Here is a 24,040-nt window from a genome sequence, read left to right as displayed (position 1 = left end):
GATTAAGAAGCTACTGTTAGTTAAGAGCTAGTCAATTTCAAACCCACTATTCCAGCGCAGATTAAGCCAAGACTGATTAGCTTTAATGTCTGGGCTGATTCATCAAACAACAGAATACCTAGTATTGCTGTGCCAACCAAACCTATGCCAACCCATACTGCATAAGCCACACCTACAGGCAATGTTTTCATCGCCAAACCAAGTAATACAAAGCTAACAACCAATGACAAAATAGTCCCTATCGAAGGCCATAACTTGGTAAAGCCCTCGGTATATTTCAAGCCAATTGCCCAACTTACTTCCAACAACCCTGCAATGACTAGAATAAACCAGCTCATAAAAACACCTCATGTTATGAGGTCGTCCTCATTATTAATTGGAGCGGTGAGGTCGTCCCCACATCATTAGTCTTTAACATTATATTTTAAGAAACGTCTTGCCTAGCTCGAACTATCGCAGAATCTACAGCAGACAAAGCCTGCGGACTATTTTTCCAACAGGTTGTTCTCAACATCGAAGCAACCATACCAGCGATATCTTTTGCTTCATAAGCAGCCAGTTTTTCGAATGAATCAATACCGATTTCTTCAAAACGCTTAATAACGGTAGGCCCAACACCTTTCAATTCAAGTAATGCTTGTTTCTCTTGCTCTGAAAATGCCATGTTTAAAATCTCTCCCTCAGTTAACATTTATCCTTTAGATCTGCCCGTTTAAAGCTGTCAATTAAACCATATTATGTAGTCCGTGGCGCAAACATAATAATAGCCATACCTAAAAGCGCCACAGCAGACCCAATCATATCCCAAGTGGTTGGACGAATACCGTCAACAATCCACAGCCATAAAACAGCCATAAAGATATAAACGCCACCATAAGCGGCATAGACTCTTCCTGATGCAGTTGGATGCAAAGTCAGCAGCCAAGTAAATACAGCTAAACTTAACGCCGCTGGCACTAGTAACCAGATCGTTTTCCCTTCACGCAACCAAAGATAAGGCAAGTAACAACCGACAATCTCTGCCAATGCCGTCAGCATAAAAAGACTTATTGTTTTTAACTCAGGCAAAAAAGAGTTCCTTCTAATGATGTGGTCAACGTGCCAGACACATAGGTACAAAGCGAATGCCATTAAAATCAGCCTCACTTCCTGTTGCCTCAAACCCATAAGATTCATAAAAGCCAACCGCATTCACCGACGAACGCAGGCTGATTTCTTTAGCTTCTGACGTATCTAATAAAGCATTAAGGAGTCGCTTTCCTATTCCCTGACCTTGCACTGATTTAGAGACAAATAAATGAGTAAGATAATTGCCATCGCGTAACGCACCAAAACCAACGATCTCACCAGTACAAACAACTTTAAGTATCTGAAAACGGCCTATATCAAAAGTGGTTACTATATCTGGCAAAACACGCGCTTTGTACTCAGCCTTACCTTGATCATTAAAATTAGGCAACACATCCACAGCAGATACTTGGCCAATAAAGTGCTTAACAAGTTCCAAATCAGCCATATCAACTTTCTGAATATCCATTTCTACTCCGTAATTACTGAATCTATAGTCGACAGTGTTTCGCCAAAAATGCCAGTTTACAAGCTAAATGCAAAATACAGAACGCAGTTCGGAGACTTTTATTGAAACAGCTAAATTGAGAAGACTTCTCGTGATGAAGGAATAAAGACAAAAATGGCCTAGCCGATCTATTGATTACAGATCGGCTAGGCCATTAAAGATGGACAGGATGAATTATTAAGCTGATTTTGCGATACGTTTGTTACTCATATAAATCATTGTGATGGCACCAATTAATAATAAAATGGCAACATATCGATTACTGCCTAATGGAATAATATTGTTATCTAACCAACCAAAATGATCAATGATCAAACTCATGATCAACTGACCAGAAATTGTACACACTGTCGCCGCTGCGATACCGATTTTGGGCACCGCAAACACCACGATCAACATGTACATTACGCCAAATAAAGCCCCACTAAGTTGCCATTTTGGCGCACTAAAAAGGGTGACCTCATGGTTCGATTCAAAGAAGAAAAACAATAAGAACGAGATAGCGAAACCAATCACAAAAGTCAGCCAAGCACTGGCTATCACGCCAACACTATTACCAAGACGTCCATTAATTGAAGATTGTACAGACAGGGCAACACCGCCCAATATCAACATAAAAACTGCGAAAAATACGGTCATACTATTTGCTCCTAACTCAAAAGCCAAAGGGCGACAACTATCATCACCACGGCCAAAATTCGATACGGATCAATCCCGCGCTTTTCACTGCCTAACAAACCATAATGATCAATCACTAGGCTCATGCCGATTTGTCCTAATAAAACACTGGTCATTGTCATACCGACACCAATAATCGGAGTGGCTATGGTGAGAAAAACCACATAAACAGGGCCCAATACACCGCCGGTCAGCAACCATTTAGGCTGTTTGAATAACTCAGGCAAATTAGGCTTGGCAAAGAAAATCATAATCAATGACAATAATATCGAACCAATCATAAAAATCGCCAACGTGGCGGAAAAATGCCCGACCAACTCACCTAAAGGCCCTAAGAGTCCAGCCTCAATAGACAATCCCATGCCCGCGGCTAACACCAAAAGATAAACAATTATTTGCATACGTTTTATTCCACTCGTTTTCGTTGCGGACATTGTTCATTGATGCTTAAATTAAATCAATAACACGGATAACAAGTGATAATTGCATTATGAGCATCAAACCTCTTAGAGTTTTTCTTTCCGTTGCCAAAAAAGGTAGCTTTGTTGCCGCAGCGCGCGAGTTAGATTTACCACCCTCTTCTATCTCTCGATACATTTCAGCTTTGGAAGATGAGCTTGGCCAACGCCTTTTTTATAGACACACCCGTGCGGTAAAACTCACCGAAGTAGGCGCTTATTATTTCGCCGAAGTAAGAGAAGCATTAACAAGTTTAGATTTAGCGACAGAGCACGCCAAAGGCTCCCTTCTAACACCACAAGGTAACTTAAACATTAATGCGCCCGTTTCATTTGGCCGCTTACACTTGTCTAAGTTAATCTGTCAGTTTCAACAGCGCTACCCAGACATTAACGTCGAGCTGATGCTTACCGATGCCTATGTTGATCCCGTGGCGAATGGCTCTGACATTGTAATTCGAATTGGTGGTTTTGAAGACTCTAGCCTCAATTATCAAGCCGTTGCCGACGAACAATTCGTACTGTGCGCAGCACCCAGTTATCTTGAAAACATGAAAGGAAAAATCGGTTCCCTAATTCAGCCTAAGCAACTTCTCGACTTAAACTGCTTGGTTTATAAGGGTAATAACGGACGTCGTAACTGGTTCTTCCGACAAGAAGAAAAGCCAGTATTCGAATGTATTGAAGTCGCTGGTAACTTATGCAGCAATAATGCGGATATTTTGGTACAGGCAGCTTTAGCTGGCCAAGGGGTTATCTTATTTCCACGCTGGTTGGTGTTTCAGCATTTGGCGTCTGGGGAATTGGTCGCCTTGCTAGAACACTGGGAAGGATCAGAAAAAGATACTCAACAAAGTATTTACGCTCTCTATCCAGGCAATCGAATGAAGTCATCAAAGGTTGTGTATTTTCTCGACTTTATGGCAGATTTTTTTGGCCGTTCGCATCCTTACTGGGATAAACGCCTAATTGAAAATACATAAAAATAAGGAGCAGATAAAAATCCATCTGCCCCTTATTGGATAATTTTCTATATTATTTTGCTGTAATAACGTCCATCACTAGCTTCCCGTCTACTTTGATCGGGCCATCTTCTTTCGCACCTAAGGTGTATTCAAAAATACCTGTTTTCATGCCACCAGCTTCACCATGCAACATCAGCATTAACATTTCACCAGACTTAACAGGTTCAGTAAGGATCGCTGCCACATCATGGTTTTGACCTTTTTTAAGTGGTGCATAGGCCACCACAGGACCAGGCTTCATCGCTTTATCTGTACGATGTACAACCAACCAACCGTTGCTATCCGCCATTACCATGTCAGCGCTGACTGTTCCGCCCGATACATCCTGATCACTGCCTTTAACAGCAAGTTTACCGCTCATTCCATCCGCTAACGCAGCACCAGTCATTGTCAAAATACCTAAACCAAGCGCAATACGTGAAAATGTATTTTTCATAATAAACCTCTAAATTGTGTCTTATTGAGTAGTATTTTTCTTTTACATTCATAGCTACGAGCACAATTTAAAAAGGTTTCAGCAAATAAATGTTTTTTTAAATTATTTTTCTAAAACCTCAAAATGAGGGTTAAAACATAAAAAAGCCAACCTGTTGAGGTTGGCTTTGACGATCATGATTTCTAAATCATAAAGACGTTGGGTATAGCCTACCGTGAATGGCTGGCCCAGTTGGCACGCCGGTTGGAGAGCCTCCTGCTGGCTCAACACTAATACCAAACGTCGCATGACGAATCACCGCAGGATCATAATTAATTTGTTTTTGAATCGGTGTAGAAACATTCGCCAATAAACCTAAAGATCGTGGTGTTGGCCCAATTTCATCCGCCTTAATCCACAATTGATACGTTTTACCTGCCGCTTGTCCTTGTGCAGTAACAGGGCGAACCGTCAGCTGACGGGTTTCAATATCCAATGACATAATAAAAGCTGGCTGCTTATCATCAGCTTGAAACACTGCGACAAAAGGAGCGTTGGCTTGAATACTAGGCGCTATTGGAGGTTTAACAACCATAAAGATGGCAAGACAAGCCGCAATGGCCGATGCACCTAATGCACTGAATCGCCACCGTTTTAGTTTAATCCGCATTGCTTCCATTTCGACAACAACGGCAGAAGAAGCAGCAGCAGTGCTCATTAATGTATCGTGCAGTGACTTATCGTTCATTGCTTTATTATCAATGCGTTGATCAAGCTTAGCCAAAATATCATTGAATAGATCTTTTCTTGGCTCTGCATCCTGCACATAGTCATTTAATCCAGCAAGGTGTGCTTGCCAGTTTACAATGGCTTGATCGAGCACAGGGTCGTTCACACGTCGTGCTTCTACCGCGTCGCGCTCGTCTTTATCCAACGTACCGAGCACGTACTCTGCCACCAATGTGTTAATGGATATTTCTTCGTTGTTATTCATAAATTCATACAACCTTGCAGCTGCTTAATGCTGCGATGAAGCCAAGTTTTAATAGTGCCTAGCGGCTGCTCGAAACGTTCTGCAAGCTCTTGACGAGAAAATCCGTCTAAATACGCAGCCTTAATCATCTCCGCACGAGGTGATTCAAGCTCAGCCAAGCAAGCCTCAAGTTTTAATAAATCTCGGCTCTTAGTAAAAGAGTCATCTGGCGTCATCGAATCATCTGCGATTAAATCAAAATCTACATCGACATCACTGTCTGGCAGTTTATTTTTTCGTACCTCATCAATAGTACGGTTACGTGCAATGGTGGCCATCCAAGTTATTGGTGACGCAACGCTTGCATCAAAACTCTCCGCCTTTTCCCATATCTTAAGATAAACCTCTTGCAGCACCTCTTCAGATGCTGCCTGATTCTTCAAGATACGATAAACAATGCCAAAAAGTTTCCGGTGAGTAGCCTCATATAACTCAGAGAAGGCCAGACGATCTTCTTGAGCGACTTTAAGCAGCAAATTTGCCAAAGATTCTGTCGTGTTCTGTTCCGATAATAAAGATTGATTCATAAGACTCGTATCAATTAAGTATCCACTTCGTAGAATGTTAGTAGCGTCAGCAGACTATTGGCTATTGGCTATTGGCTATTGGCTATTGGCTATTGGCTATTGGCTATTAGAAAATAAAATAGGTTTTCGCAAACAAAGCTATTGCGGCAGTATTGCACTTTTTTTAGCCAAACCCAAACTAAGGCGCTATAACTTCAATAAACCATTTAGGTTGCATGCTCTCGAAATCTGTTCGAATATTAGCAGGTAAATAACCGGCAGAATCTAGTACAAAAGCCTTCCCATCAATCCGTTTAAACACCACCCAATGCCAGAAGTTTTTGCCTTCTTCTTGATGGTGCTTAATAGCTAGCAGAGCTAGGGAGGGTAAAGCATGCCACGACTCAAAAGGGATTTCATCGATAGACGTTACAACGCCAGCGGCAGACAGCATTTGTCTTACATACTGGGTATCTGACCAAAGAGATTTATCATCAGCATAAATTCCCATCGCATTGGCAGAGGCTTTCATTTGCACATAGGTTTTACCCAGAATATTCGCTACAGAAGCGATACCACATCCGGTGGTTTCTTCTTGTATTACAGGTTCAAACACATTCAACTCCCGATAATTTAGGATAGTTATTTTCCATCAGTACCTTAAAGTCATTAAAAGTTTCTTGGCTAAACACATGAATACCGTGCTGCACCAACAATGCAGCAGCCACGCCTTGTCCTTGCTTTTTAATACCACCAAACGAGCCGTCATAAATCGTTGCACTCCCACAAGATGGGCTGGACTCGGTCAACATGGCAAAACGAATATTATGTGCTTGGCAAACTTGCAACGCCAAATGTGCGCCATTTATAAATGCTTCAGAAACATCCACGCCATCATTACCTATAACCCTAGAGCCGCCCGACAATACATCCGATCCTGCGCCAACGTCAATCTCAGCTGGCGGCCGAGGTGTAGGCAACCCACCAGCCACTTCGGGGCAAAAAGACACCAGTTCAAAATGCTCAGCCAACCAGCCAAAATCGGCCTGACTCATGGGGAGATCACTGCCGTTATAACGTACCTTACAACCCATTAGACAAGAGCTAACTAACAATTTTTCCATGAGAACTCTTTAAAAAAATAAACAAAAAAATAAAACACATAATAAGGAAAGCAGTCCTAAAAATACTCAATGAAAACAAGCTACTAAATCAATAACGCATAAAGACAGACTGACTACCAAGCTTTCAACAAACAACTAACCTAACGTACAATAATCTAATAGGTCGCTATGTTTAATATACATTTCAGATAAATCACAGGCCGTGAGAAATTTTACTCAAGCTTCCCTTCATCCTATTTAAAAAACTAGACCAAGGTATTTATCAGAGGTTTCGCCAGTAGAGCACTAAAGCAAAACAAGAACTTCTTATAAAAATAATGATACTTTTGCTGGCCAGAAAGCAAAAACCGCTCATTTACGAGCGGTCTTCTAAAATATGCCTATTTAAAATAGGCCATATGTATGCAATTACAAAGTTTTCAACGCTGCAGTTAACGCGGCCATCTCTTCGTCTGTACCAATAGTAATACGTAGGTAGTTGCCGATACGCGGTTTATTGCTACCAAAGAAACGCACGAGGATGCCCTGCTCTTTTAGATTAAGGTAGATTTGCTCGGCGTCTTTATCTGGATGTGTCGCGAAAACAAAGTTTGTTGCAGATGGAATAATATTGAACCCCAATGCTTCGAGGTCTTTAAAAGATTTCTCACGAGTGGCGATGGTTTTTTCGCAAATTTCTTTTAAATAAGCTTCATCTTCCACAGCAGCAGTGGCACCAGCCAAGGCAACACGATCAATTGGATAGGAGTTGAAGGAGTTCTTTAAACGTTCCAAACCTTCGATCAAATCTGTATGCCCCAATGCGTAGCCAACACGAATCCCGGCTAAAGCACGAGATTTAGACAAGGTTTGCACAACCAATAGATTTGGGTATTGGTTAATCAAAGACACCGCGCTTTGAGCGCCGAAGTCCACATAGGCTTCGTCAACTAACACAACCACATCTGGGTTCGATTTTAGTATTGCTTCAATATCGGCCAAAGGCAAAGCCTTGCCTGTTGGCGCATTAGGGTTGGTTATGACCACACCTGACACGTCTAGGTTTTCGTAATCCGCAGGAATGATGTCGAAATCATCGTTAAGCGGGATCAGCTTTGGTTCGATGCTGTATAAGCCAGCGTACACTTTGTAGAAGCTATAAGTGATATCGGCGAAAGCCAATGGCTTGCCACCAGCAAAGTAACCCATGAAAGCCAAGGCCAATACTTCATCTGAACCGTTACCAACAAAAACTTGGTTCGCATCTAATTGGTAGTTTTTTGCCAAGGCATTTTTCAGCGTGGCACAATTTGGATCTGGGTAAAGACGCAAGCGTTCACTTACTTCAAACGCCATCGCTTCTAGCGCTTTAGATGATGGCGAATAGGGACTTTCGTTGGTATTTAGCTTGATGTACTTTTTGTCTTGCGGTTGTTCGCCTGGCACATAAGGGTCAAGAGAAGCAATTTTATCTGTCCAAAAACGACTCATGGAGTGCTCCATTATTTTTCAGCAAAAGTAGAAGGTGCAAAAGAGTTCAAACCAAATAAGGCCTCTAATGAGGCCTTATTTTTGTATTACGCTTTTCTATATGGCCTAAGATTAATCTTGTGGGCGCATATGTGGGAACAACAATACATCACGGATCGAAGGTGCATTAGTGAACAACATCACTAAACGGTCGATACCGATACCTTCACCAGCCGTTGGTGGTAAACCGTATTCTAGAGCATTGATGTAGTCTGCATCGTAATGCATGGCCTCATCATCACCCGCGTCTTTTTCTGCAACCTGACGCATGAAACGCTCAGCTTGGTCTTCTGGGTCATTAAGCTCAGAGAAGCCGTTAGCGATTTCACGACCACCAACAAAGAATTCAAAACGGTCTGTTATGAAATCATTGTCATCATTACGACGCGCAAGTGGAGACACTTCCGCAGGGTATTCAGTAATGAAAGTCGGTTGATCTAATTTGTGCTCTGCGGTTTCTTCGAAAATTTCAGTCCAAAGTTTACCCAAGCCCCAGATTGGTTTCACGTCGATTTTTAGTTTCTTCGCTACAGCAGTCGCGCTTTCTAATGTTTCTAGATCCGCCGCCGTCAATTCTGGGTTGTAGTGCAGAATCGAATCAAGCATGCTCATACGGACAAACGGCGCACCGAAATCGTATTCAGAACCTTGGTATGTCACTTTTGTTGTACCAAGTACTTTTTCTGCAACGGTGCGCAGCATGTCTTCCGTTAGATCCATCAGATCTTTGTAGTCTGCATACGCTTGGTAGAATTCGATCATGGTGAATTCTGGGTTATGACGAGTCGACGTACCTTCGTTACGGAAGTTACGGTTAATCTCGAATACACGCTCAAATCCACCCACAACCAAACGCTTCAAATAAAGCTCAGGCGCGATACGCAAATACATGCTCATGTCCATCGCATTGTGATGCGTAATAAATGGACGAGCTGATGCACCACCTGGAATAGTTTGTAGCATTGGCGTTTCAACTTCCATGAAACGACGATCTTCTAGGAAGCGACGAATCGTAGAGATGATTTTTGAACGCATTTGAAAAGTCTCGCGAGACTCTTCGTTTACGATCAAATCAACGTAACGCTGACGGTAGCGCATTTCCATATCTGACAAACCGTGATGTTTATCTGGCAATGGACGTAGAGACTTGGTTAGCAATTGCGCTTCTTGCATATCAATGTACAAATCGCCTTTACCAGATTTATGCACAGGCCCAGAAATACCAATGATGTCGCCCAAATCCCATGTTTTTTGATCAGCTAATAGCTCAGGGCTCAAAACCTTACGGTTTACGTAAGCTTGGATTTGACCCGTCATGTCTTGTAGCAACATGAAAGCGCCACGGTTACGAATAATACGACCAGCGATGTTAACTTTATGGTCTTTCTCTTCTAGCTCGGTTTTTTCTAGTTCACCGAATTCGGCTTGCAGGTCTGCTGCATACGCATTTGGACGAAATGTATTTGGATAAGCATTTCGTTCTGCACGAATAGCAGCCAATTTACCACGACGTTCTGCTACTAAGCGATTGTCGTCAGATTGTGCTGTGGATTCTGTGTTATTTTCGTTAGCCATGATTTGCTATCTACTCTTTTTTGAATGTTCTAAATAAGGAACGGCGCTTTATAAGCCCTGTTTTAAACTTGCAATGATAAACTGGTCTAAGTTTCCATCTAGCACAGCACCAGTATTGGAAGTTTCCACTCCTGTACGCAAATCCTTAATACGTGACGCATCCAATACGTAAGAGCGAATTTGACTGCCCCAACCGATATCAGATTTGCTATCTTCCACAGCTTGCGCCGCTTCGGTACGCTTCATCATTTCAAACTCGTACAATTTGGCACGAAGTTGTTTCATGGCAAAGTCACGGTTAGCGTGCTGAGAACGCTGGTTTTGACATTGCACCACGATGCCCGTAGGGACGTGGGTAATACGTACTGCGGAGTCGGTGGTGTTTACGTGCTGACCACCGGCACCGGATGAACGGTAAGTATCAGTACGAATATCCGCCGGATTAATTTCAATATCGACGTTATCATCGATCTCAGGCGAAACAAAGACAGACGCAAACGACGTATGACGACGATTGCCAGAGTCAAATGGAGACTTACGAACCAGACGATGTACGCCTGTTTCAGTACGCAACCAACCAAACGCATAATCGCCTTCAAAACGAATGGTCGCGGATTTGATTCCGGCCACATCGCCTGCAGATACTTCCATCAGCTCAACTTTAAAGCCTTTGTCTTCACCCCAGCGCAAATACATGCGCAATAGAATGTTGGCCCAATCTTGAGCTTCAGTACCACCGGAGCCTGACTGAATATCCAAGAAAGCACTGTTTTCGTCCATTTCTTTGGAAAACATACGACGGAACTCTAACTTGGCTAACAAAGCATCTAGTTCTTCTAGCTCAAGTTGAACCGCTTCTACTGAATCTTCGTCGTTTTCTTCTACGGCGATCTCTAGTAGCTCTTTGGAATCGTTCACGCCGGATTCCAAACTGTCAAGAGTTTCAACAACGGCTTCAAGCGCAGCACGCTCTTTACCAAGTTTTTGGGCGTATTCTGGGTCGTTCCAAATAGCTGGATCTTCCAGTTCACGGTTAACTTCCTCTAAGCGTTCTTTCTTTGACTCGTAGTCAAAGATACCCCCGAAGGGTTAAAGCACGAGCTGAAAGGTCTTTTATCTTAGAAAGTATCGGGTTTATTTCCATATTGGCGTCAATTTGCTATAAACAGTGTGGATAAATGTGATTCGGAATTGTAACGAATTTAGTCGCAGCATAAAATGCCATTCGCTACCCAATGATGGAAAAACAGACCATTTTTTGTGGGCCTTGCTATCAAATGGAGTCAATATGGATAAGCCAACCGTTTCAGTCGCCATACTGGGACAAAATTATAAGATAAATTGCCCTAAAGGGCATGAAGCAGATTTGAAAGAAGCTGCTGAGTATTTAAACAATCAAATGAATGAAATCAAAGCCAGCGGCAAAATCGTCGGCCTAGAAAAAATAGCAGTACTTGCGGCATTGAATATTACTCACGATATGCTTAACAACCGAAAATACGCTCGTTCTAACGAACAACAGTTACGAGAACTGACGTCGCAGCTTGATGCTGCTTTATCGCATGAAACAAAATTGGTTAATGAATAAACATTCGTGGTTTATTTCTTGATCTACTTTTTTGATTGCAAGCGTAGAACACGAATTTTCTTCATACAACGCAGAAAACGATTTGCGCTATTAAGTGATTTCTACAGTGAGTTACTTTATACTGAAATTCGTTTCCTGGGTTGTTCGAAGCGGCTTAACGCCCTTGAGCCTATGAGTAATACCCCGGAAAGAGCCTGTTGGTTTGGTGTGCATGTCCGTGCGTCGGAAAGCCTAAAGAGTCACAGTTCTTTCCACCTTGAACCACTGGGTTCAAGGCCAATAGCCGAAACGGCAACTTGGGAAACTCTTTTATGACCTCTCATCTCGATCCTAGACAGACACTTCGTCGTCAATTACGTCAAACCAGAAGAAGCTTATCCGAAGATGAGCAACTTAATGCATCAATAGCATTGTTATCAAACCTCAAAGAACAGCTCAATTCTCTCGACTCTATCAAAGTAGACAGCGCCCAACACATCGCCTTGTATCTCAGCAATGATGGTGAAATATCGCCACATCTATTATGCGAATTTTTCTGGTTACAAAATATCGAAACTTATCTTCCTGTTGTACAAAGCAAGCAACTAACGTTTGCACGTTATACCGCAGAGACAATCTGGCAGAAAAACATTTTCGGCATTAAAGAACCAGTAACGACAGAATATCTGTCAGGCAACAAGCTGGATATTGTCTTGTTACCTTTGGTTGGATTCGATTCAAAAGGCGGACGCCTTGGTATGGGTGGCGGCTTTTACGACAGAACCTTTGCCAACAAAAGAGCCGATGAAAAGCCGTTATTAATAGGTTTAGCGCATGACTGCCAAGAAGTAAAAAATCTCCCCGTTGAAGGTTGGGATGTACCCTTACAAGCGATTATTACACCGACACAGTTCATCAAGGTGTAGCGCCATATCTGATTGAAGTAGCTTTACTGTATCTAAGTTTTTGGGCTTGTTTCTTTTAGCTCAACCTAACAAGTTAATAAACAAAGCTATAACCAACAGACACATAGGCCCCACTATTGCCATCATCATTTTCAGGAGCATAAGCAACATCGACATCTAAACGCCGATAAAATGTTAGACCCGCAGTGAAATAGTTTAACTCGCTACCAACCAAGTTTTTCCTGTAACCGATACGCATACCCGGTAAAACCCAGCTATCAGTATAATAGGATAGCGATACTGTCGCCCACTGATATTCGTCACCCAATGGGTCTGCTATCGAATTTACATCATAAGATCCTGCTAATGAAAAATGCTGATCCTTGCTTTTAATAGCGGCATCAAGTGTCATCTGCGCTTCCATCTTATAAGTTTCGTTTAATGAGAAAACACCTTTTCCAGCAAATCTAATAGCAGCTTCACAACTGGTCTTATCGGCTCCGGTTAATCCGGTACAATCACTAACTAAACCTTTGTAATCAAACTCCGGCTCGTTCACGTTCGCTACAGAGGCACCCAATTGAAAGTTTCGGCCTGTCAAAATAAGCCCTAAATCAAGCGAAATACCAGATGAAACTGAGTCTCGACTTAAGAAAAAATCACTATAAGAAATACTAGAGTCGTCATCTTCGTTTAATACGGTTAACTTTTGATCTAAAGCAAGCCGATGAAAATTCAGTCTGCCACCGACAATCAAAGCACTCGTTTCAGATCGAGACACCATCTCGCTGTAACCCAAGCTAAAACGGAGATCCGACGCTCTTTTCATATATACAGAGGTATCTGACTCAATACCTGCACCACTTACATCCACACCATCAAGCTCAGAGGTACTGGTAACAGCGTCTAACTCATCCACACCAGTTAGAGTCAAATTATCCGCCAATACATCGGCTCGCCCAACCAATGAAGCACTGGCATCTAACATAAAAACACCACGACGTCTGGTTTTATAAATAATAGGTAAAAAAGGTCCTTGCACTGTGGTCGAAAATTTTGCATACGTAGTTCGACTAATATCTGAAATAACCACATCAGCTGAATCAAGAGAATTATTAATATCCGCTAGCACTTCGTCAATTTTCGCGACCACGAACGCATCAGCTGCAGCCTGCCCTTGATCATCATAAATCGCTTGAGCCTCAGTTTTAATAGCATCAACATCAATACTAGAAGTAAAATCTTCATCAAAGATAGCTTCAAGTCGATCAACTCTATCGTTGATACCATTGACTCCACCACCTTCAACACCGATTCCTATCGGTCCTAAAAAGCCAACTCGGAAGCCCTGTAGATTGGCCATCAAATAAGAAGACGCAGGATTACCAGCCGCAGTTGACAACGCATGACGATTTCCATAACTTCCTAACACAGTACTTGAGCCAATAGGTTGATAAACGTACATAGAGGCCATTGCTATAGAACTAAAAACGCCCAGCCCCATCACTAAACCCAGGTTAAAAATTCCCCAACTCTTTCTCATGCGTCACTCTTTTCCATCAATACAGCAGTTCTGGCATAAACCAGACCATAAAAAAAACCGATAACTTATAAAGCTATCGGCTTTCTTTATCAATTCTTTACACTTTAAAACGCTGTATCGTAGCCAATTGACAAATAAGCACTACGCGGCAATTCATCACCATCTTCATCTTCAACTGTTTCTAATGCAACTCCAAGGTCAACATTTAAACGCTTAAGAAAAGTCAGACCAAATGTGCCATAACTAAGCTCAGTACCGACCATATTCTGACGATAGCCAACACGAATGCCTGGTAGGTAATGTGAATCACCGTAGTAAGACAAAGAGGCAGCAGCCCATTGATATTCATCACCCACAGCATCTTTTACTTCATTGGTATCGTAGGACAACCCCAAAGTTACTTGTTTGCCTTTGGTGGATACTGCCGCATCGATTGTTGTTTGCATTTCCATGACATAATCTTCTGTGGCCGTTAATTTACCTTTATTAACTAAACGCCCCGCGGCTGCACAACTTTCAGTAGCACAACTTTGATTAATAGGCGCTCCGTCAAATTCTGGCTCATTAATATTGGCAAACGTGATCCCTACCTGATAATTGTTAGAGACCCAAACTGCACCTAAATCAATACCAACACCAGTACTACTGACTGCATCATCTGAAATGGCATCCGAAATAGCATCATCAGCATTGTCGCTGTCATCATTCAAAGAGACTAAAGCTCGACCAAGTGATATATCGTGAAGATTAGCTTTAACACCACCCACTAACATACCATGAGTGTTTTGCCACATAGCTTGACTATAACCAAAACCAATTTGTAGATCAGTTGCAGTTTTGGCTTGAAATGAAGTATCTGTGGTCAACTCTGTTCCTGTATTTGTAATTTCATCCGATATAACATTTGCTCTCGCAACAGCCGAGATACTAGCATCAAATATAAAAGCACCATTTTTTTTAGTTTTATAAATCAATGGCATAAAAGGAACTTGCAGGCTTGCCGACGTCTTTACATAGGCGGTTTCGCCTATCTCGGAAAGTATTTTATCGGCACGAACTTTATTTGCGGCAGCGTTTCCAGCATTTGAATTATCAATTAAATCCTCCAACTCCTCCGCACGATCTCCTAAGTCACTAATGTCCCCCATTTCAACACCCACACTAAGTGGACCAAGAATACCAAAACGGAAACTATCATCGTCCTCTTGGTTCACCATCAAGAATGGTGCTGCTGGATTACTAAAAACAGTTGCTAGCGCTCTTTGGTTTGGCGCACTACTCAGTGTGAAACTAGAACCTATTGGATGGTTAACTGGCATAGTGGCAAAAACTGCGGTACTTAATAAACTGCTTGAAACAAATATTAGCTTTTTCATGATTCTATCCTTTATAAATCAAAAACATGCACGATGGTAAATACAATGTATTTCAGTATAAACAATATCAAGACCATTTATTACACATTTCATACGAAAAACAGACATTAATGAGAGATATAAACAGGCCTTAAAATCATAAAGAAACAAAAAAACCAAAAACATAGGGTTTTCACGCAAAAAAAAATACAAAAAAAGAATAACAATTATAAAAAAACAGAATAATGTGCAAAATTTGAGCAAAAAAAAAACACTAAATATCAAAGAGATTTAGTGTTTTAAATAAGTACTTACTTTGAATAAAAAGACTAAATACTATCCAAAGAAAGCTGATACCTAAGTTTTTCCAAATCTTCCGGTGTGTCGACACCATGAGTTGGCAAACCATCCGCCAGTGCCACTTGCACTTTAATGCCTTGATGCAAAAAGCGTAATTGCTCGAGTTTTTCCCAGCGCTCTAATGGCGACATGGGTAAATCTGCGTATTTTGCTAATAAACTAGCTCGGTAAACATACAAACCAATGTGACGAAGTGCAGGAAAGCCAACTGGCAACATCCCAGTTCTGTCAGGATTACTGGCAAAGCCGTCCCTATCCCAAGGCATAGGCGAACGACTAAAATACAGCGCACGCTGCTTTTCGTCACAAACCACTTTCACCACGTTAGGGTTAAAGAAATCTTCAACTTGATCAATAGCGCAAGCAACCGTTGCCATTTCGGCTTCTTTATCTTGGTTTAATGCGATTACACTCGAATGAATCAAGTTAACTGGCAAAAAAGGCTCGTCACCTTGCACATTGACAACAATCTCATCGCCCTGCCAGCCCATTTTTGCGGCGACTTCCGCAAGGCGCTCTGTGCCATTTTCGTGGTCATCGCGGGTCATCACCACTGAAGCACCAAAACCTATTGCCGCTTTTTCAATAAGTTGATGATCTGTGGCAATCGTCACCGATTGCGCGCCAGCTTTTAGTGCCAACTCATAAACCCATTGCAGTACCGGCTTGCCACCTAAATCGGCCATCAGCTTTTGTGGAAAGCGCTGAGAAGCGTAGCGAGCAGGAATCACTATGTGAAAATCAGGTAGCGTTGCAGAACCAGTCATTGTATCTAAAGAGTCAGTCATTATTTTTCAAACTCCGGCTTTTGAGCCAATTCATAAGCGTGTTCTAAGGACATTCGAGAGGCTAACACCATGTCAGCGACTTCTCTAGCGACACCTTCACCGGCAGCTTTACTGAGTATAATCGGACAATGACGTTGCAATAAAATATGCGCATCAGCGGGACATAAAGCAACGCCAACCTTAGGCATAACCTGAAGGTCAATCACATCATCCCCCACATATGCGGCTTGGTCTGGTGTAATTCCTAAACGCTCGACCAACTCATCAAACGCTTCGGCTTTGTTGTGACAACCGGGATAAAAGTGCTCTACTTTTAGCTCTTTCATCCGCTGCCTTAATGGTGCAGAGTCTTTCGCGGTGATCACCGCAACCTGAACGCCCCACTTTGGCAGCAACTTCATTGCCACGCCATCTTTTACATTGAAGCGTTTTATGGTTTCGCCTTGCTCGGTATAAAGCAGACGACCATCGGTTAATACGCCATCAACATCAAAAACCACCAATTTCAAGGCTTGCAGCTTAGCAAGCAAACCTTGATCATTATCGAGCGCAGGATAAGAAGAAAGAAAAGCCGCATCCATTTATTAAACGCTCGTATCCAATACTTCAAATGTTTTAACCAATTCATCAAGCTGTTTCATTTGCTTAAGGAATGGCGCTAATTTACCCAAAGGCAAAGCACATGGACCATCACATTTTGCGCTATCAGGATCTGGATGTGTTTCTAAAAATAAGCTAGATAAGCCAAGTGACATACCCGCACGAGCCAATTCCGTTACTTGCGCACGACGGCCATCTGCAGAATCTTCACGACCACCAGGGCGCTGTAAAGAATGAGTTACGTCGAACATCACTGGGTAGCCAAATTTTTTCATTTCGCCAAAGCCAAGCATGTCTACCACCAAGTTGTTATAACCCATCATGGTGCCGCGCTCACAAAGCATTAGGTTATTGTTACCCGCTTCTTCACATTTGGTAAGAATATGTTTCATTTCATGAGGTGCTAGGAACTGCGCTTTTTTAATGTTAATCACGGCGCCTGTTTTCGCCATCGCGATCACTAAATCGGTTTGACGAGATAAGAACGCAGGCAATTGAATAACGTCAGCTACTTCAGCCACTGGAGCGCATTGGTAAGCTTCATGTACGTCGGTAATCACTGGCACGTCAAAGGTGTCTTTGATCTCTTGCAGAATTTTTAGACCTTCTTCCATGCCTGGGCCACGGAAAGAATTGATAGACGAACGGTTCGCCTTATCAAAGGAGCCTTTAAATACATAAGGAATTCCAAGCGCTTCCGTCACTTTCACATGTTCTTCCGCAACACGCATTGCCAAGTCGCGAGACTCTAATACGTTAACGCCACTGAACAAAACAAAAGGAAGGTGGTTAGCGACTTCAATTTTGCTACCAATTTTAATGATTCTTGATTCTTGAGATGACTGCGTCATGAGAACTCCATTTTTAATCTAGATTTGCTCACTCTAAACACGTCTAAAGCGGCGTAAAATTAGTTGAATATTTTTTATCGATCGTAAATTTCTAAAATTCCGGACAAGTTTTTCGCATCGTCCACGACTACCAGCAAGGTGATTTTATCACGCAGCATTTGCTCTTCGGCTTGCACTATCATCACATTCTCATTGATAGTTTTTGGATTCGCTGTCATCAAACTTGCCATGGTTTTATGTATCATGCCTTCACTCTCTTTGAGCATCGCACGACGCAAATCCCCATCGGTAAAGATACCCATCAACTTACCCGCTTCTTGAATCAATACAACACCCATTCTGCCATGAGTCATGACGGAAATAGCGTCTTTTAATGTGGTTTCTGGCGTGCAAATAGGCAGATTATCTTTGTGCATTAGGTCTTTAACACGAGTTAACAGTTTACGACCTAGGCTGCCACCAGGGTGAAAACGGGCAAAATCTTGTGGTTGAAAATTGCGACACTCCATCAAAGCCACGGCTAAAGCATCGCCCATAGCGGTTGTCATGGTTGTCGATGTGGTTGGCGCTAGATTATTTGGGCAAGTTTCTTTATCGATAGAAAGATCCAGTACGCAATCGCAATGTTTCGCCAAAGTAGAATCGATGTTTCCTACCATGGCAATACTTGGATTTCCGAAACTTTTTAGAGAAGGCAGTAAACGCATAAGCTCTTCTGTTTCACCAGAAAAACTGATCAGCACTAAGACATCTTCAGGCTGGATCATACCTAAATCGCCATGAAAAGCCTCACCCGGATGGAGAAAGAAACTTGGCGTACCTGTCGAGGCTAATGTGGCGGCAATTTTCTTACCGATCAAACCAGATTTCCCCATGCCACAAATAATCGTACGACCCTTGCTTGCAAGAATCATTCGAACGGCTTTGGGGAATTCTTCAGTGACTTGATTGGCTAAATTGGCTAAAGCTTGAGCTTGTGTAGACAAAGTACGTCGAGCACTTTCAATAAGGATATCTGAGTGGGTACTCGAATCGGCACTCAAATTAAATAGATCGCTCATAAAGCCTCGCTGCTCAATGTAATAATCGTAAAGTGGCATCATTATACAGAGGAGGAAGCGGGTCGCCTACCAAAGAGCAAGTTTTCATCACTTACTCTTGGTAGGTATGGAAAAAATTAACCTAAGCAGCTAAGGAATTGGCCGCTCAAACTGTCTAAAAATGAGAAGTAGGCATTTGTGCCCATTTTCACTTTGCTACCCAATGGATCCAAAGGTGCTGTTTTCACATCCGACCCTTCCAGCAAAGTTTTTACTATAGCTGGGCTAAATTGCGGCTCACTAAAAACACACTGTACTTTATTTTCTTGGATCTCATGACGGATTTCAGCCACTTTTTTCGCGCCAGGCTTGCGCTCTGGGCTGACAGTAATTTCACCTGCATGGCTCAAGCCGTAATGCTGTTCGAAATAGCTATAACCATCATGGAACACAATGTAAGGCACTTTATTTACCTTATTAAGTGCGTTACGTATTTCAGCATCTTTCGCACTAAGACCTTTTTCAAAAGACGCTAAGTTTCCTTTGTAGTACTCAGCATTCACAGAATCCAATGACACTAAACGAGCAGTCACAGCTTTTGCCAATATTCTAGCGTTATCAGGTGATAGCCAAACATGCGGATCTACACCGTCATGATGGTGGCCTTCGTGCTCGTCATGATCACCATGCTCTTCGTGATCGCCATGTTCTTCGTGTTCGTGGTCGCCGTGTGCATCATGGTCGTCATGCGCTTCTTCTGCTTCATCCTCATCATGATGATGTTCTTTAGCGAAGTTATGCAATGCCATCCCATCTAAAGCAAGCCATTCAATTGACGACTCTTCTTTGCCAGCATTCTCAAGCGGTTTTTCCAAGAAGCGCTCTAGTGACTCACCAACCCAAACAACAGTGTCAGCATTGATGATTTTCTTCAGATCCGAAGGACGCATGGCAAAATCATGGGGTGATGCTGTACTAGAAACGATCTGTTGAATTTCGGCTTTATCACCTGCAATCGCCGCAACAATCATAGAAACAGGTTTAATACTGGTAACTATTACTGGTTTAGCCAACGCTAGAGGAGTTAAGGCTGAAACACCCAAGGCCAAAAGAAGTTTATTCATTATTTAGCACCGTTAAATTAATGTTATAACGTAACAATACGATATAAAAAAAAGAGATTCAAGCGCTTTAGCTTAAATCTCTTTTTTTTATATACATGGTAAGCATAACTTAATTTAGCTGTAAATCCTCAAGCGCTATCGGTCGAACCATCAAACCCGCACGCTGCCCAACAGGAAGGTTGGTGTTAGGAAATACAATAGCATCACCAGTTTGCTTGATGTAGTAGTCACTTTTATCAGAGCGAGCCATGCGATAATCCGCTTCAAACTGAGTAAAGTTTTTTACATCGCTCGCAATACTGAGTTCATAACTGTCATCGTCTTTCACCAAGCTGTCCAATACACGAAATACATGCAAACTAGACACGGAGGATTGTGCTAAAACGCCCTTTCCCAACAATAGAGTCAAACTGGCTTCAAAATCTGCAAAGCGCGACAAATCATTTTCGCCAAACGGATTCACTTTCCCAAGCTCTACCGTAAACGCATGAGCGTTATGTACAACATAGCTATAATAGGAAAAGGTCGTTGTTGGTTGATGTGACAATAAAACAGCATCAATCCCACTTGCTGCCAAGAACGCCAATTGCTCTTTGTTATATATAGCATTTTCAACATAGGGATAAACGACAAATTTTTCATGAACGGAACCACGAATCGCAGTGTGTAAATCGTAATGCAGCTTTATTTGATCCGTTTTATTCTCAGTAAGCGAATAGAAGTCACAAACTGCTTGCTCTAGGCGCTGCGCTCTCTTAGCTTCAAAGCCATCGTATTCTTGCCAAGCACCACGAAATAAGCGATTTAGGTTCACATCGCAAAAACGTTTTGCCAAATTTGCTGCAACAGGATTACCAATTAATACCAACAACCGGATATTTAATGAAACCTTACCCTCTAGAATGCCGGTAACCAATTGATTTACAAGCTCAATAGGACCGGTCTCATTACCATGTACGCCAACAGACAAAACAAGACTGATCACACTAGGTTGTTTAGGCTCAAGGCGCAAAACCCCAGTGTCTTCAACAAAGCCGTCTCCACTTGGAAAAGAAAATCGAAAAGGTGCGATACTATCTTGGTTTGCGAGTGTTAAGGCTAAAAAATCATTGTTCAAAATGGGCATTTTTCCTACCAACTTTCCCTATCAATTTCATTGCAAAATACGACCTAAAAATAAGCGTTAATGATACCGCTTTCCGTCAAATAATAAGGCAAATAATGCCAAGCCGTACATAATACGCAAAAATAGGTCGCTTTCTCGACACCTTACGCTCTCTAGTGGGTCTATTATCTTGAGTTATTCACTTTTCTTTAATGACCAAGAAGTCTTTTCTTTCAAGACAAATGCCGATACCCTTTTGCTTTCTACCAGATTCACTTTTAAATAGAGTATTTTATGCCCGAAAATGACGAAGTCATTATCTTAGTCGACGAAAACAACAAGATAATTGGCGATGTGCCACGACACTTAATGAATTTTGGCAGAGACTATCATCGTGTCACTTATATTTTGGTGTTCAACACGGCAGGAAATTTACTCATTCAAAAAAGAACTGATGATAAAGCCTTTTGCCCAGGCTTTTACGGTGTAACCACTGGTGGCGTGGTTGAAAAAGGCGAATCTTATATCGATTCGGCCCACAGAGAACTTCAAGAAGAACTAGGGTTTGATGCGCCACTCGAAAGCCAAGGCGTATTTTTTACCGAAGGCGAAGGCTTTAAAATATGGGGCAAGATTTTTACTTGTCACTATGATGCAGCGCTGCATGGTGAACTAACCTTACAGCCCAAGGAAGTCGCTTCCGTTCATGAAATGAGTATCGATAGCATACTAAATAACTCAGAGAAGATGCCATTTACACCCGACTCGCTTAGTGCATTACAGCACTATGCAAACAAACTTACTCAGCCTCAGCTTGATGATCCGCTTTAGTCCTTTTTGGCTACTAACTTTTTTTATTTCCTCATTCGCTTTGAGTGAGGAACGCTGGCAAAACGATGCCTACATCCAAGACAGTTTTATTAAAATTGCTTTGGAGCGTGAATACAAAGAAACCAAATACCCTAAATTAATCCGCTGGAACAAACCCATTAAACTGTTCTTTGAAAGCGACAGTGGAGACGCTAGCTTGCAAAAAGAACTACTAAGTGTCCACGCTCAGCACCTTGCTCATATAACGGGGCTGTCTATTGACTTCACCAATGATCCTAAACAAGCAAATATTTTTGTTATTTTCACCACCTACGACAATATCGAAAACAAAGTCAGGCAATATATTGGCGACCCAGAAAAAATTCGCGCAGCGCTCAACGAAGCCATTTGCCTAGGAAATTTTAGTCGTAATGGAAAATACGAAATAACCAAGGGAAGTATTATTATTCCTGTTGATTATGCACGCAGAAAAGCACGTTTTTTGGACTGTATAGTGGAAGAAATCACCCAGCTGCTGGGACTCCCTAATGATTCCAATGATGTTTTTCCATCTGTATTTAATGATGTCAGCGTAGATACCTACCTTAGCCCACTGGATTATTTACTACTTAAAGCTCTCTACTCTTCCCATCTCAAACCTGGAATGGATGTCGCACAAACAAAGGCAGCTTTTCCTAAAGTCTTAGCTGAGCTACACGCCAATAAAGACATAGAAAATGCGGCTCAGCGTGTCCAAAAATACAGTCTAAAAACCTACCTAGGTGACTAACTTTCCTCGTGAAAAATCAATCCGTAAACCATGCCATAGATCAATATAATTAGCCTTTTCAACGACCATCTCATAAATTGTGCTTATTCACTCTGCTTTTCCTGCCCAACTTAGGTAAAATGCGCCAACTGAAAATTCATATCGGAGAGTCCTAATGTTTCCAGAGCTCAAAAATGACCGCTTCTTGCGCGCATTACTCAAACAACCTGTCGATACAACCCCTGTATGGATGATGAGACAAGCTGGACGTTACTTACCAGAATACCGCGCCAGCCGCGCCACAGCTGGTGATTTTTTGAGCCTTTGCAAAAACGATGCGTTCGCCTGCGAAGTTACACTTCAGCCACTTAAACGCTACGACTTAGACGCTGCAATCTTGTTTTCAGACATACTCACCATTCCCGACGCTATGGGATTGGGGTTGTATTTTGAAACGGGCGAAGGCCCTAAGTTCAGACACACTATTCGTAGCAAAGCCGATGTTGATGCCATCCCAGTAACGACAGCGAATGACTTAGGTTACGTAATGAAAGCCGTTACTACGATCCGTCATGCCTTAAATGGCGACGTGCCGTTGATCGGCTTTTCCGGTAGCCCATGGACACTTGCGACTTACATGGTAGAAGGAGGTTCTAGTAAGGACTTCCGTCACATCAAAGCCATGATGTATCGGTCTCCTGAGACCTTACATGCGTTGTTAGACAAACTGGCTAAATCTGTTACAGCGTATCTTAACGGTCAAATATTAGCGGGCGCACAAGCGCTACAAATTTTTGATACTTGGGGTGGCGTATTAAGCGGTCCAATGTACCAACAGTTCTCTTTGCTCTACATGAAGCAAATCCTAGACGGCCTTATTCGTGTACACGAAGGCAAAAGAATTCCCGTTATTTTGTTCACTAAAAATGGCGGTCAATGGCTAGAAAACATGGCCGCAACGGGACCTGATGCACTTGGTTTAGATTGGACAACAGATATTGCAGAAGCACGCGCTCGCGTTGGGGATAAAGTAGCGCTACAGGGCAATATTGATCCCTGTGTACTTTATGCTGGCAAAGATGTCATCGAACATGAAGTCGAAAACGTACTGTCAGGCTTCGGCACAGGCAGCGGCCACGTATTTAACCTAGGTCACGGCATCCACCAGTTTGTAAACCCTGATCACCCAAAATATTTGATCGATGCGGTTCACGAACTAGGTCGAAAGTACCATGAACCAAAATATGATGACTTAGACGCTTTAAACGGCCTTTAAGAGCTTATTTATAAGCCATCATCAATCAACGCTAACCTTAATAGAACT

At 42.2% G+C, this 24,040-nt stretch carries 28 protein-coding genes and 1 other RNA gene; 7 read left to right on the top strand and 22 right to left on the bottom strand.

Annotation, left to right across the window (positions count from 1 at the left end; all coding sequences use genetic code 11):
- Positions 1-20 precede the first annotated feature (20 nt).
- The 6 genes from sugE to BUA59_RS09880 form a co-directional block, all read right to left on the bottom strand.
- Positions 21-338, bottom strand: a complete 318-nt coding sequence (gene sugE / locus BUA59_RS09905) for a quaternary ammonium compound efflux SMR transporter SugE (protein WP_012068856.1) — start codon at positions 336-338, stop codon at positions 21-23.
- Between the two features lie 86 nt (positions 339-424).
- Positions 425-664, bottom strand: a complete 240-nt coding sequence (locus BUA59_RS09900) for a hypothetical protein (protein WP_012068855.1) — start codon at positions 662-664, stop codon at positions 425-427.
- A 71-nt stretch (positions 665-735) separates the two neighbouring features.
- Positions 736-1,068: a YnfA family protein gene (locus BUA59_RS09895; RefSeq protein ID WP_072839548.1), complete on the bottom strand. Its 333-nt coding sequence runs from the start codon at positions 1,066-1,068 to the stop codon at positions 736-738.
- 25 nt (positions 1,069-1,093) lie between these two features.
- Positions 1,094-1,537, bottom strand: coding sequence for a GNAT family N-acetyltransferase (locus BUA59_RS09890; protein WP_072839547.1), 444 nt, complete (start codon positions 1,535-1,537; stop codon positions 1,094-1,096).
- 216 nt (positions 1,538-1,753) lie between these two features.
- Positions 1,754-2,215, bottom strand: a complete 462-nt coding sequence (locus BUA59_RS09885) for a DMT family transporter (protein WP_072839546.1) — start codon at positions 2,213-2,215, stop codon at positions 1,754-1,756.
- An 11-nt stretch (positions 2,216-2,226) separates the two neighbouring features.
- The gene (locus BUA59_RS09880; RefSeq protein ID WP_072839545.1) at positions 2,227-2,655 is read right to left on the bottom strand and encodes a DMT family transporter; all 429 of its coding nucleotides are present in this window, start codon (positions 2,653-2,655) and stop codon (positions 2,227-2,229) included.
- A gap of 89 nt (positions 2,656-2,744) precedes the next feature.
- On the opposite strand from BUA59_RS09880, the gene BUA59_RS09875 reads away from it, so the two are divergent.
- Complete coding sequence (locus BUA59_RS09875) at positions 2,745-3,695, top strand: LysR family transcriptional regulator (RefSeq protein ID WP_072839544.1); 951 nt, start codon at positions 2,745-2,747, stop codon at positions 3,693-3,695.
- Between the two features lie 52 nt (positions 3,696-3,747).
- Here the strand turns inward: BUA59_RS09875 and BUA59_RS09870 are convergent, their stop codons facing one another.
- The 8 genes from BUA59_RS09870 to prfB form a co-directional block, all read right to left on the bottom strand.
- The gene (locus BUA59_RS09870) at positions 3,748-4,173 is read right to left on the bottom strand and encodes a DUF7282 domain-containing protein (RefSeq protein ID WP_072839543.1); all 426 of its coding nucleotides are present in this window, start codon (positions 4,171-4,173) and stop codon (positions 3,748-3,750) included.
- A 187-nt stretch (positions 4,174-4,360) separates the two neighbouring features.
- Positions 4,361-5,146, bottom strand: a complete 786-nt coding sequence (locus tag BUA59_RS09865) for an anti-sigma factor (RefSeq protein ID WP_072839542.1) — start codon at positions 5,144-5,146, stop codon at positions 4,361-4,363.
- Positions 5,143-5,712 carry a sigma-70 family RNA polymerase sigma factor gene (locus tag BUA59_RS09860; protein ID WP_072839541.1) on the bottom strand — a complete coding sequence of 190 codons (570 nt, stop codon included), beginning with the start codon at positions 5,710-5,712 and terminating at the stop codon, positions 5,143-5,145. Before BUA59_RS09860 ends, BUA59_RS09865 begins: the two co-directional genes overlap by 4 nt.
- Positions 5,713-5,890: 178 nt before the next feature.
- Entirely contained in the window at positions 5,891-6,307 is a 417-nt protein-coding gene (locus BUA59_RS09855) for a hypothetical protein (RefSeq protein WP_072839540.1), read from the bottom strand.
- A complete protein-coding gene (locus BUA59_RS09850) occupies positions 6,300-6,815 on the bottom strand; it encodes a 2-thiouracil desulfurase family protein (RefSeq protein WP_072839539.1) in 516 nt (171 codons plus the stop codon). Before BUA59_RS09850 ends, BUA59_RS09855 begins: the two co-directional genes overlap by 8 nt.
- A gap of 408 nt (positions 6,816-7,223) precedes the next feature.
- A complete protein-coding gene (gene hisC, locus BUA59_RS09845; protein ID WP_072839538.1) occupies positions 7,224-8,285 on the bottom strand; it encodes a histidinol-phosphate transaminase in 1,062 nt (353 codons plus the stop codon).
- Between the two features lie 111 nt (positions 8,286-8,396).
- A complete protein-coding gene (lysS, locus tag BUA59_RS09840; protein WP_072839537.1) occupies positions 8,397-9,899 on the bottom strand; it encodes a lysine--tRNA ligase in 1,503 nt (500 codons plus the stop codon).
- Positions 9,900-9,947: 48 nt separating this feature from the next.
- Positions 9,948-11,043 (bottom strand): peptide chain release factor 2 gene (gene prfB, locus BUA59_RS09835; RefSeq protein WP_100185943.1). Its coding sequence is split into 2 segments (ribosomal slippage): positions 9,948-10,970 and positions 10,972-11,043, totalling 1,095 coding nucleotides; the frame shifts between segments, so codons are not numbered across the junction.
- A gap of 144 nt (positions 11,044-11,187) precedes the next feature.
- On the opposite strand from prfB, the gene BUA59_RS09830 reads away from it, so the two are divergent.
- The 3 genes from BUA59_RS09830 (at position 11,188) to BUA59_RS09820 (ending at position 12,392) form a co-directional block, all read left to right on the top strand.
- The gene (locus tag BUA59_RS09830) at positions 11,188-11,487 is read left to right on the top strand and encodes a cell division protein ZapA (RefSeq protein WP_072839535.1); all 300 of its coding nucleotides are present in this window, start codon (positions 11,188-11,190) and stop codon (positions 11,485-11,487) included.
- A 129-nt stretch (positions 11,488-11,616) separates the two neighbouring features.
- Positions 11,617-11,794: non-coding RNA, 6S RNA (gene ssrS / locus BUA59_RS09825), on the top strand.
- Between the two features lie 4 nt (positions 11,795-11,798).
- Positions 11,799-12,392 (top strand): 5-formyltetrahydrofolate cyclo-ligase, encoded by a 594-nt coding sequence (locus tag BUA59_RS09820; RefSeq protein ID WP_072839534.1) that lies wholly within the window; start codon positions 11,799-11,801, stop codon positions 12,390-12,392.
- 73 nt (positions 12,393-12,465) lie between these two features.
- Here the strand turns inward: BUA59_RS09820 and traF (BUA59_RS09815) are convergent, their stop codons facing one another.
- The 8 genes from traF (BUA59_RS09815) to astE all read right to left on the bottom strand — a co-directional run bounded on the left by traF (BUA59_RS09815) (position 12,466) and on the right by astE (position 21,158).
- Positions 12,466-13,914: a conjugal transfer protein TraF gene (gene traF, locus BUA59_RS09815; RefSeq protein WP_072839533.1), complete on the bottom strand. Its 1,449-nt coding sequence runs from the start codon at positions 13,912-13,914 to the stop codon at positions 12,466-12,468.
- Positions 13,915-14,018: 104 nt separating this feature from the next.
- A complete protein-coding gene (gene traF / locus BUA59_RS09810) occupies positions 14,019-15,290 on the bottom strand; it encodes a conjugal transfer protein TraF (protein WP_072839532.1) in 1,272 nt (423 codons plus the stop codon).
- A gap of 308 nt (positions 15,291-15,598) precedes the next feature.
- Positions 15,599-16,417, bottom strand: a complete 819-nt coding sequence (kdsB, locus tag BUA59_RS09805; protein ID WP_425435120.1) for a 3-deoxy-manno-octulosonate cytidylyltransferase — start codon at positions 16,415-16,417, stop codon at positions 15,599-15,601.
- Positions 16,417-16,998 (bottom strand): KdsC family phosphatase, encoded by a 582-nt coding sequence (locus BUA59_RS09800; RefSeq protein ID WP_012068842.1) that lies wholly within the window; start codon positions 16,996-16,998, stop codon positions 16,417-16,419. The genes kdsB and BUA59_RS09800 overlap by 1 nt, the downstream gene beginning before the upstream one ends.
- A gap of 3 nt (positions 16,999-17,001) precedes the next feature.
- Positions 17,002-17,868: a 3-deoxy-8-phosphooctulonate synthase gene (gene kdsA, locus BUA59_RS09795; protein WP_072839531.1), complete on the bottom strand. Its 867-nt coding sequence runs from the start codon at positions 17,866-17,868 to the stop codon at positions 17,002-17,004.
- A gap of 74 nt (positions 17,869-17,942) precedes the next feature.
- A complete protein-coding gene (locus BUA59_RS09790) occupies positions 17,943-18,929 on the bottom strand; it encodes a KpsF/GutQ family sugar-phosphate isomerase (RefSeq protein ID WP_217653730.1) in 987 nt (328 codons plus the stop codon).
- Between the two features lie 116 nt (positions 18,930-19,045).
- Positions 19,046-20,032 carry a zinc ABC transporter substrate-binding protein ZnuA gene (gene znuA / locus BUA59_RS09785; protein ID WP_084122326.1) on the bottom strand — a complete coding sequence of 329 codons (987 nt, stop codon included), beginning with the start codon at positions 20,030-20,032 and terminating at the stop codon, positions 19,046-19,048.
- 109 nt (positions 20,033-20,141) lie between these two features.
- Positions 20,142-21,158, bottom strand: a complete 1,017-nt coding sequence (gene astE, locus BUA59_RS09780; RefSeq protein WP_072839530.1) for a succinylglutamate desuccinylase — start codon at positions 21,156-21,158, stop codon at positions 20,142-20,144.
- Positions 21,159-21,431: 273 nt separating this feature from the next.
- On the opposite strand from astE, the gene BUA59_RS09775 reads away from it, so the two are divergent.
- From BUA59_RS09775 to hemE, 3 genes are all read left to right on the top strand, one after another.
- Complete coding sequence (locus BUA59_RS09775) at positions 21,432-21,968, top strand: NUDIX hydrolase (RefSeq protein WP_072839529.1); 537 nt, start codon at positions 21,432-21,434, stop codon at positions 21,966-21,968.
- On the top strand, positions 21,925-22,737 hold the full coding sequence (locus BUA59_RS09770; protein ID WP_245813121.1) for a DUF2927 domain-containing protein: 813 nt from the start codon (positions 21,925-21,927) through the stop codon (positions 22,735-22,737). The genes BUA59_RS09775 and BUA59_RS09770 overlap by 44 nt, the downstream gene beginning before the upstream one ends.
- Before the next feature lie 154 nt (positions 22,738-22,891).
- Positions 22,892-23,992 carry a uroporphyrinogen decarboxylase gene (gene hemE / locus BUA59_RS09765; RefSeq protein WP_012068835.1) on the top strand — a complete coding sequence of 367 codons (1,101 nt, stop codon included), beginning with the start codon at positions 22,892-22,894 and terminating at the stop codon, positions 23,990-23,992.
- Positions 23,993-24,040 lie beyond the last annotated feature (48 nt).

Origin of the sequence: Marinomonas polaris DSM 16579, from assembly GCF_900129155.1 — a bacterium.
GTDB classification, from domain to species: Bacteria; Pseudomonadota; Gammaproteobacteria; order Pseudomonadales; family Marinomonadaceae; genus Marinomonas; species Marinomonas polaris.
The sequence above is the reverse complement of the archived record's forward strand: the minus strand, read 5'-3'. Positions and strand labels throughout refer to the sequence as shown.

Bases quoted from the DNA above. Each gene is read 5' to 3' on its own strand.
- sugE (WP_012068856.1), bottom strand. From the start codon at position 338: ATGAGCTGGTTTATTCTAGTCATTGCAGGGTTGTTGGAAGTAAGTTGG.
- BUA59_RS09900 (WP_012068855.1), bottom strand. From the start codon at position 664: ATGGCATTTTCAGAGCAAGAGAAACAAGCATTACTTGAATTGAAAGGT.
- BUA59_RS09890 (WP_072839547.1), bottom strand. From the start codon at position 1,537: ATGGATATTCAGAAAGTTGATATGGCTGATTTGGAACTTGTTAAGCAC.
- BUA59_RS09885 (WP_072839546.1), bottom strand. From the start codon at position 2,215: ATGACCGTATTTTTCGCAGTTTTTATGTTGATATTGGGCGGTGTTGCC.
- BUA59_RS09880 (WP_072839545.1), bottom strand. From the start codon at position 2,655: ATGCAAATAATTGTTTATCTTTTGGTGTTAGCCGCGGGCATGGGATTG.
- BUA59_RS09875 (WP_072839544.1), top strand. From the start codon at position 2,745: ATGAGCATCAAACCTCTTAGAGTTTTTCTTTCCGTTGCCAAAAAAGGT.
- BUA59_RS09870 (WP_072839543.1), bottom strand. From the start codon at position 4,173: ATGAAAAATACATTTTCACGTATTGCGCTTGGTTTAGGTATTTTGACA.
- BUA59_RS09865 (WP_072839542.1), bottom strand. From the start codon at position 5,146: ATGAATAACAACGAAGAAATATCCATTAACACATTGGTGGCAGAGTAC.
- BUA59_RS09860 (WP_072839541.1), bottom strand. From the start codon at position 5,712: ATGAATCAATCTTTATTATCGGAACAGAACACGACAGAATCTTTGGCA.
- BUA59_RS09850 (WP_072839539.1), bottom strand. From the start codon at position 6,815: ATGGAAAAATTGTTAGTTAGCTCTTGTCTAATGGGTTGTAAGGTACGT.
- hisC (WP_072839538.1), bottom strand. From the start codon at position 8,285: ATGAGTCGTTTTTGGACAGATAAAATTGCTTCTCTTGACCCTTATGTG.
- lysS (WP_072839537.1), bottom strand. From the start codon at position 9,899: ATGGCTAACGAAAATAACACAGAATCCACAGCACAATCTGACGACAAT.
- BUA59_RS09830 (WP_072839535.1), top strand. From the start codon at position 11,188: ATGGATAAGCCAACCGTTTCAGTCGCCATACTGGGACAAAATTATAAG.
- BUA59_RS09820 (WP_072839534.1), top strand. From the start codon at position 11,799: ATGACCTCTCATCTCGATCCTAGACAGACACTTCGTCGTCAATTACGT.
- traF (WP_072839533.1), bottom strand. From the start codon at position 13,914: ATGAGAAAGAGTTGGGGAATTTTTAACCTGGGTTTAGTGATGGGGCTG.
- traF (WP_072839532.1), bottom strand. From the start codon at position 15,290: ATGAAAAAGCTAATATTTGTTTCAAGCAGTTTATTAAGTACCGCAGTT.
- kdsB (WP_425435120.1), bottom strand. From the start codon at position 16,417: ATGACTGACTCTTTAGATACAATGACTGGTTCTGCAACGCTACCTGAT.
- BUA59_RS09800 (WP_012068842.1), bottom strand. From the start codon at position 16,998: ATGGATGCGGCTTTTCTTTCTTCTTATCCTGCGCTCGATAATGATCAA.
- kdsA (WP_072839531.1), bottom strand. From the start codon at position 17,868: ATGACGCAGTCATCTCAAGAATCAAGAATCATTAAAATTGGTAGCAAA.
- BUA59_RS09790 (WP_217653730.1), bottom strand. From the start codon at position 18,929: ATGAGCGATCTATTTAATTTGAGTGCCGATTCGAGTACCCACTCAGAT.
- znuA (WP_084122326.1), bottom strand. From the start codon at position 20,032: ATGAATAAACTTCTTTTGGCCTTGGGTGTTTCAGCCTTAACTCCTCTA.
- astE (WP_072839530.1), bottom strand. From the start codon at position 21,158: ATGCCCATTTTGAACAATGATTTTTTAGCCTTAACACTCGCAAACCAA.
- BUA59_RS09775 (WP_072839529.1), top strand. From the start codon at position 21,432: ATGCCCGAAAATGACGAAGTCATTATCTTAGTCGACGAAAACAACAAG.
- BUA59_RS09770 (WP_245813121.1), top strand. From the start codon at position 21,925: ATGCAAACAAACTTACTCAGCCTCAGCTTGATGATCCGCTTTAGTCCT.
- hemE (WP_012068835.1), top strand. From the start codon at position 22,892: ATGTTTCCAGAGCTCAAAAATGACCGCTTCTTGCGCGCATTACTCAAA.